This window comes from Pseudomonas sp. 2VD, from assembly GCF_005503585.1.
Taxonomy (GTDB): Bacteria; Pseudomonadota; Gammaproteobacteria; order Pseudomonadales; family Pseudomonadaceae; genus Pseudomonas; species Pseudomonas aeruginosa.
On record NZ_SCND01000351.1, the window covers coordinates 1 to 6,192 of the forward strand.

Sequence of the window (6,192 nt, forward strand, 5' to 3'; positions counted from 1 at the left end):
GCTTCGGCCTGCATGCGTTCGCGGATCACCTGGAAGCTGGCCGACAGCGCCTCGCCGGAAACCCGGCTGTCGATACCTGCGAACGCATCGGACAGGCCGGCCAGGACTGCGTCCAGGGTCATGCCCGGAACCGGATTCTCGCGCAGTTGGTCGCCCAGTTGACGGCCGATGCCGTAGCTGACACGGGCTTCGTCAGTGGTCAGGTTGAGTTCGCTCATGGCGCTGCTCCGCTGTGGGGTCGAAAAAGGGCGGCCAGCCTAGCACAGAAGGCCCTTCCCCCCTACCAGCGCAGCCGCTTGTGCTCAACCCTGGCGGATCGACAGCGGCAGCCCGCCGATAAACGAACCCGACTCGGCCAGGAGGCCACACATCTCGTCATCGACATCGGCGCACACCAACTCCACCGGAACCCTGTCCAGCCCGCGCAGTACCTGGCGCGCATGCTCCACGGAGCGCAGGCTGACCGGCTGGCCGAGATCGTCCTCCACCGGATAGGCGCGGTCGCCCATCTGCGCCTCCAGGACATAGATGCCGCCCTCCAGCGACACCAGGTGCAAGGCGTCGATATGTCCGGCCTGGACCCGCCCGGCGAGATCCTGCATGTTCATCGCGAACCTCTCGAGGTTGCGCAGGCAGCGGAAGCCTCCAGGTTTCCGCCAACCGCCTCGGTCCCGACAGCGCCGGCCCGATTCCCGGCATCGTCCGGCCGCCAGGCCCCGACGATGCGAAGGACGCCCGCTCCCGGCGTCCGCCCGATATCACAGGAAAGTCTTGCCCAGGCGACAGGCAACGCAAGCCGGAAACGCCGCCGCCCGTCCGTTTTACAACGGCCGGGCGGCGCGAGCGAAACACTGGAGAGGGTCGTCAGTGACGGGTCTGCTTATCCAGGTAGCCCATGGCGAACGCCGAGAGCACGAAGGTCATGTGGATGATCACGTACCACATCAGCTTGTTGTCCGGCACATTCTTCGCGTCCATGAAGATGCGCAACAGGTGGATCGAAGAGATCGCCACGATGGAGGCGGCCACCTTGTTCTTCAGCGAGCCGGAATCCATCTTGCCCAGCCAGTTGAGCTTTTCCTTGCCTTCGTCGATGTCCAGTTGCGAAACGAAGTTCTCGTAGCCGGAGATCATCACCATGACCAGCAGGCCGCCGACCAGAGCCATGTCGATCAGCGAGAGCAGGACCAGGATCAGGTCGGCCTCGGCCATCGCGAAGATGTTCGGGATGACGTGGAATATTTCCTGGAAGAACTTGATGGTCAACGCCAGCAGCGCCAGCGACAGGCCCATGTAGATGGGAGCCAGCAGCCAGCGCGAGGCGTACATGGCGTTTTCGAAAAAGCGTTCCATGGTCTCTTGTGTGTATGTGCAGGGGGAAATGGGGCGGCGAGTATAACGCAGCGGCCGGCGGTTTTTATCCAGAAAATCTGTGGATAAATATGTGCACCGAGCCGGGATGGATCCCGCCAGCGATGATGGCACGGGGCCTTGGCCGGATTGCTCAGGCTTTGCCCAGGCGCCGCTCAGGATTCCGGGCGAAACAGGTAGTCGCCGACATGCGGCCGTCGTTCGCCATTGAGTCGGCGCAGTTCGCCCTGCAGGTGCAGGCGCCAGATCGGCGGGTCGACGGCTTCGATATAGCCTTGCTGGGCCAGGCAGTCGGCAATCGCCTGCAACACCCCTTCGGCCACCAGCGGTCCGTGGAAGGGGCCCTGGGCCTTGATCGCCGAAGGCTGGGAGCCGGACATGCCGGCGGCGCAAAGCAGGGTCCAGAGTCCGTTCTCTCCGGCCAGCGGCCTGACCACGCATTCGATTCGCGTGGTCAGCCCCAGACAAGGGCGGATGAGGCAGAGGTTACGCGGCATGGCGGCATCCTCACGGGGGTTCCCAGTTTTGAGCCTACACCTGCCGCCAGGTTCCGCATAGCGCCGGCGGGAACTTGTCCACAGGGCTGAAACGCACGAGGGCGGGGCTTTCCAGCCCCGCCCTCGGCAGGTTCCGGCAACGCGCCGGACTCAGTCCTTCTTCGCCGCGGCCTTGTCCTTCGCCGCGACGGTCTCTTTCTCCGCCGGCTTGTCCTTTTCCTTGTCGTCCTCTTCCATGCCGAGTTCGGATATCTCCTGCAAGCGCGCCACGACCAGATCGTTCACGCTGCCTTTCGGGAAGCGTCCCTTCTCGTCCTGGGCACCGACCGGCTTGCCCACCAGCAGCGCCAGCGCCTCGTCCACCTCACGCACCGCGTAGACGTGGAACTGCCCGGCGCGCACCGCCTGCAATACGCGCTCGTCGAGCATCAGGGTGGTGACGTTGGCGCGCGGGATGATCACGCCCTGCTCGCCGGTCAGGCCGCGCGCTTCGCAGAGGCGGAAGAAGCCCTCGATCTTCTCGTTGACGCCGCCGACCGCCTGCACCTCGCCGAACTGGTTGATCGAGCCGGTAATGGCGAAGCACTGCTTCAAGGGCGTCCGCGACAGTGCTGAGATCAGCGTGCAGACCTCGCCGAGCGAGGCGCTGTCGCCGTCCACGTAGCCGTAGGATTGTTCCAGGGCGATGCTGGCGGAGATTTCCAGGGGGAACTCCTGGGCGTAGCGGCTACCCAGGTAGCCGGTGAGGATCATCACGCCCTTGGAGTGGATCGGCTGGCCGAGGTTGACCTCGCGCTCGATGTCGACGATGCCGCTGCTGCCCGGATAGACGGTCGCGGAAATCCGCGCCGGCACGCCGAACACCGAGTCGCCCACCTCCAGCACGGTCAGTCCGTTGCACTTGCCGACCGCGGCGCCAGCGGTGTCGATCAGGATGATCCCCGCCAGCATGTCGTCGAGGATCCGCGCCGACACTCGTCCGGTGCGGGTCTGCTTGGCCTTGAGGGCACGCTCGATGTGGCCGAGCTGGATCACCTCCTCGTTCGCCAGCTGACGGATGAAATCGGCTTCGCTGACCAACTGGAACAGGTCGCCGATCCGTGCCGAAAGCCGCCCCTGGTGCTCGGCCAGGCGCGCGCTGTAGGTCGCCAGTCGCGCCACCGCCGCGCCGCTGAGGGGCGCCATGCCCTCTTCCGAGGTGCGCGTCTTGAGCAACTGGGCGAACTGTTCGAGGCTGTCCTCGCCCAGCGGGATGTCCTCGTCGAAGTCCACCAGCACCCGGAACATCTCCTGGAAGTCCGGGTCGAGGTCCTGCAGGGTGTAGTAGATCTGCCGCGAGCCGATGATGATCACCTTCAGTTGCAGCGGGATCACCTGGGGGGTCAGGGAAACCGCAGCCAGGCGGCCGAGTTCGGCCAGCGGCGACTCCATCTTCAACTGGCGCGACTGCAGGGCACGCTTGAGCGCGTCCCAGACGAACGGCTCGCCCAGCATCTTTTCCGCTTCCAGGATCAGGAAGCCGCCGTTGGCCCGGTGCAGCGCCCCCGGACGCAACTGCCGGTAGCTGGTGTAGAGCGCCCCCTGGTCCGAGCTGTACTCGATGCGGCCGAACAGGTTGTCGTAGGTCGGGTGCGACTCGAACACCACCGGCGCGCCGCTGGTCGCGTGGTGGACGATGGCCTGGTTCGGCGCGTACTGCTCGATCAGCCCTTGCTTGCGCTGGGCGTCGGTGCGGCTGTCGTCGACCAGTTGGTCGACCACGGTCTTCAGCAGGTTCAGTTGCATCGCCTGCAGGTAGGCGCAGACGCCCGGGTTGTTGTTGTACTTCTCCACCAGAGGCGCCAGCAGGGGCTGCAGGGCCAGGGTGATGGTTTCCTCGTTGAGCTCGCGCAACTGGTTGCTCGACTCGCGCTTCCACTGCGGCAGGCTCGCCAGTTCCTCGTTGAGGTACTCCTCGAGGGCGGCGATATCCTTGTGGAAACGCTCGCGCTCGGCTTCGGGCAACTGGGCGAATTCGGCCTCGTCGAGGGCCTTGCCGTCCTTCATCGGGGTGAAGGCGACGTTGGCGCTGTCGCGGTACAGCGCCACGTCCTTCTCCAGGGCGCGCCGCTCCACCGAGTCCAGGGCGCGGTCGTAGCGCTGGTTGAAAGCGCGGTCGACGGCGTTCTTCTTCTGCTGGTAGGCCGGATGCTCGAAGACCGCCGGGAAGGTCGACATCAGGTTGTCGATCAGACGGTCGATGTCGGCGCTGAATTCGGTCGCGCTGCCCGGCGGCAGCTCGATCACCCGAGGTTCGCGCGGCTCGTCGAAATTGTTCAGGTAGACCCAGTCGGAGGGCGTGGCGACGCGCTTGCCCTCGGCTTGCAGATAGCGTTTGACGAAGGAGAAGCGTCCGGTCCCCGGCTCGCCCATGACGAATACGTTGTAACCCGGACGCGGCATCGCCACACCGAACTGCAGCGCCTCGACCGCACGCTCCTGGCCCAGCACGCCGCGGAAGGGCTCCAGGTCATCGGTGGTGTCGAAGGCGAATTGCTCGGGAGCGAACGGGCGGGTCAGTTCTTCTGGCGCCAGGCGCAGGCCGGCAGCGACGGAATCGGGCATCGGGAATCCTTGCATCGGGCGGCAGATCGCCGCGGGGTGTCGTCGCCCGCATTCTCCCCCCAGCCTCGCGCCACTGACAAGGCGCGGATGGCGCTATCTCACCGATGTACCAGGTCGGCGCAGCGCAGGCAGTATTCCGCCGCAGGCAGGGCGGCCAGGCGCGCCGGTTCGATGGCCTCGCCGCAGCGCTCGCAGTAGCCGTAGCGACCTTCCGCCAGGCGCAGGCGGGCCAGGCCGACCTGACGCATCCCCGCCTCCGCCTCGGCGAGCAGGCCTTCGAGCACTTCGTCGTTCTGGCGCTGCACCGCCTGCTCGGCGAAGTCCGGCGAATGGCTGCGCGCCAGGTCCCGACGGATCGCCGCGGCGCGTGCCGCGTACTCGGTCGCCAGGGTTTCCAGGGCGGTAGCGGGGTCGAAAGCGCTCATATCCACCTCCTGCATGAGGAACGGCTGACCAAGGCCGGTTTCGCTCAGACCGACCAGAACTTTCCCAAGTCTGGACGGTTCCAAGCGGATTGCCGCTGACGCCGGTCAATTTTCGCCCGGCATTGCGCGCTGCCACCCATTCGGTGCCTTGACACCCCGGTGGCATTCCGAAAAGCTCACGGCGTCGCTGGCCCGCTCCAGATGGCTCCGATCCACCTCAAGAGAGAACAAACGATGAAACGGATTCTGCTCGGTACCCTGTTCGCCGCCGCCTCCTTCAACGCTTTCGCCGACGCTCCCGGCGGCGCCGGCTGCGGCTGGGGCAACATGCTCTTCAAAGGCCAGCGCGGCGTGGCCACCCACGTGGTCGCGGCGACCACCAACGGCACTTCCGGCAACAACACCTTCGGCATGACCACCGGCACCAACGGCTGCCATACCAACGGCGCGCTGTCCTATGGCGGCAAGCCCCTGCTGGTGCTCGGCAGCATGATGGACGAGTTGTCCGAAGACATGGCCAAGGGCAATGGCGAAGCGCTGACCACCTATGCCGTGGTGCTGGGCGTGCAACCGCAGGACCGCGAGCACTTCGCCGCCGTCACCCACGAGCATTTCTCCGAGATCTTCAACAAGTCCGACGCCACCGCCGCCGACGTCTATGCCAACACCCAGGCGATCCTGAAACAGGACGCCCGCCTGGCCAAGTACGCCGAGCAGGCCTGAGCCTCGCCGCCTGCCCGTTCGCGGGCAGGCCCCTTTCCCCAAGCATTAAGCCTTGCCGATGCCGAAACGCCTGTTGCCCTGGATGGCGCTGTGCGCCTGCTCCCCCCTTCTGGCTGCGCCCACGGTTCCCGAGGCCCGCCTCCAGCAACTGGCCGCCGATCCCTACTGGATCGCCCTCGGCCACTACGAACGCGGCAAGCTCGGCGGTTGGCGCAGCTACGTCGACGACGAGCGGTTCTTCCTCGCCGACAACGGCGAGAGCCACCCGGACGCCGAACTGGCGGCCACGCTAAAGGCGCTCTATGCCTCGCCCAGCCTTGGCGACAAGCATGCCCAGTGCGTCTACCCGGCGCGCACCCGCTGGCTGCGCCAGCAACTGCAACTCGACGACCTGCCGCAGCCGCAGTGCGGCGAATACGACAACTGGTACCGCGACATCAACCCGCACAGCGCGGTGCTGGTGTTCCCCGCGGCCTACCTGAACAGCCCGTCGTCGATGTTCGGCCACACCCTGCTGCGCATCGACCAGGCCGACGTCACCAGCAACAACACTGCCCTGCTCAGCTACGCGC

At 66.0% G+C, this 6,192-nt stretch carries 8 protein-coding genes; 2 read left to right on the plus strand and 6 right to left on the minus strand.

Annotated elements, in window-relative coordinates; genetic code table 11:
• From FFS27_RS26690 to FFS27_RS26715, 6 genes are all read right to left on the minus strand, one after another.
• On the minus strand, positions 1-218 hold a 218-nt coding region (locus FFS27_RS26690), incomplete at its 3' end, for an FKBP-type peptidyl-prolyl cis-trans isomerase N-terminal domain-containing protein (RefSeq protein WP_218570994.1).
• 84 nt (positions 219-302) lie between these two features.
• On the minus strand, positions 303-608 hold the full coding sequence (locus FFS27_RS26695) for a DUF6482 family protein (protein ID WP_003105116.1): 306 nt from the start codon (positions 606-608) through the stop codon (positions 303-305).
• Between the two features lie 256 nt (positions 609-864).
• On the minus strand, positions 865-1,353 hold the full coding sequence (locus FFS27_RS26700; RefSeq protein ID WP_003111135.1) for a TIGR00645 family protein: 489 nt from the start codon (positions 1,351-1,353) through the stop codon (positions 865-867).
• A gap of 173 nt (positions 1,354-1,526) precedes the next feature.
• A complete protein-coding gene (locus tag FFS27_RS26705; RefSeq protein WP_003094775.1) occupies positions 1,527-1,868 on the minus strand; it encodes a PA4575 family protein in 342 nt (113 codons plus the stop codon).
• Between the two features lie 150 nt (positions 1,869-2,018).
• Positions 2,019-4,472: a Lon protease family protein gene (locus FFS27_RS26710; protein WP_003094777.1), complete on the minus strand. Its 2,454-nt coding sequence runs from the start codon at positions 4,470-4,472 to the stop codon at positions 2,019-2,021.
• A gap of 98 nt (positions 4,473-4,570) precedes the next feature.
• Positions 4,571-4,897: a TraR/DksA family transcriptional regulator gene (locus FFS27_RS26715; protein ID WP_003116271.1), complete on the minus strand. Its 327-nt coding sequence runs from the start codon at positions 4,895-4,897 to the stop codon at positions 4,571-4,573.
• A 234-nt stretch (positions 4,898-5,131) separates the two neighbouring features.
• Here FFS27_RS26715 and FFS27_RS26720 point away from each other — a divergent pair, with 234 nt between their 5' ends.
• Positions 5,132-5,620, plus strand: coding sequence for a DUF3015 domain-containing protein (locus FFS27_RS26720; RefSeq protein WP_003094783.1), 489 nt, complete (start codon positions 5,132-5,134; stop codon positions 5,618-5,620).
• A 58-nt stretch (positions 5,621-5,678) separates the two neighbouring features.
• Positions 5,679-6,192 (plus strand): DUF7843 domain-containing protein (locus tag FFS27_RS26725; protein WP_137952319.1); only part of this gene is annotated, 514 nt, incomplete at its 3' end.

Excerpts from the sequence above, each read along its gene's own strand:
- FFS27_RS26695 (WP_003105116.1), bottom strand. The coding sequence starts at position 608 with ATGAACATGCAGGATCTCGCCGGGCGGGTCCAGGCCGGACATATCGAC.
- FFS27_RS26700 (WP_003111135.1), bottom strand. The coding sequence starts at position 1,353 with ATGGAACGCTTTTTCGAAAACGCCATGTACGCCTCGCGCTGGCTGCTG.
- FFS27_RS26705 (WP_003094775.1), bottom strand. The coding sequence starts at position 1,868 with ATGCCGCGTAACCTCTGCCTCATCCGCCCTTGTCTGGGGCTGACCACG.
- FFS27_RS26710 (WP_003094777.1), bottom strand. The coding sequence starts at position 4,472 with ATGCCCGATTCCGTCGCTGCCGGCCTGCGCCTGGCGCCAGAAGAACTG.
- FFS27_RS26715 (WP_003116271.1), bottom strand. The coding sequence starts at position 4,897 with ATGAGCGCTTTCGACCCCGCTACCGCCCTGGAAACCCTGGCGACCGAG.
- FFS27_RS26720 (WP_003094783.1), top strand. The coding sequence starts at position 5,132 with ATGAAACGGATTCTGCTCGGTACCCTGTTCGCCGCCGCCTCCTTCAAC.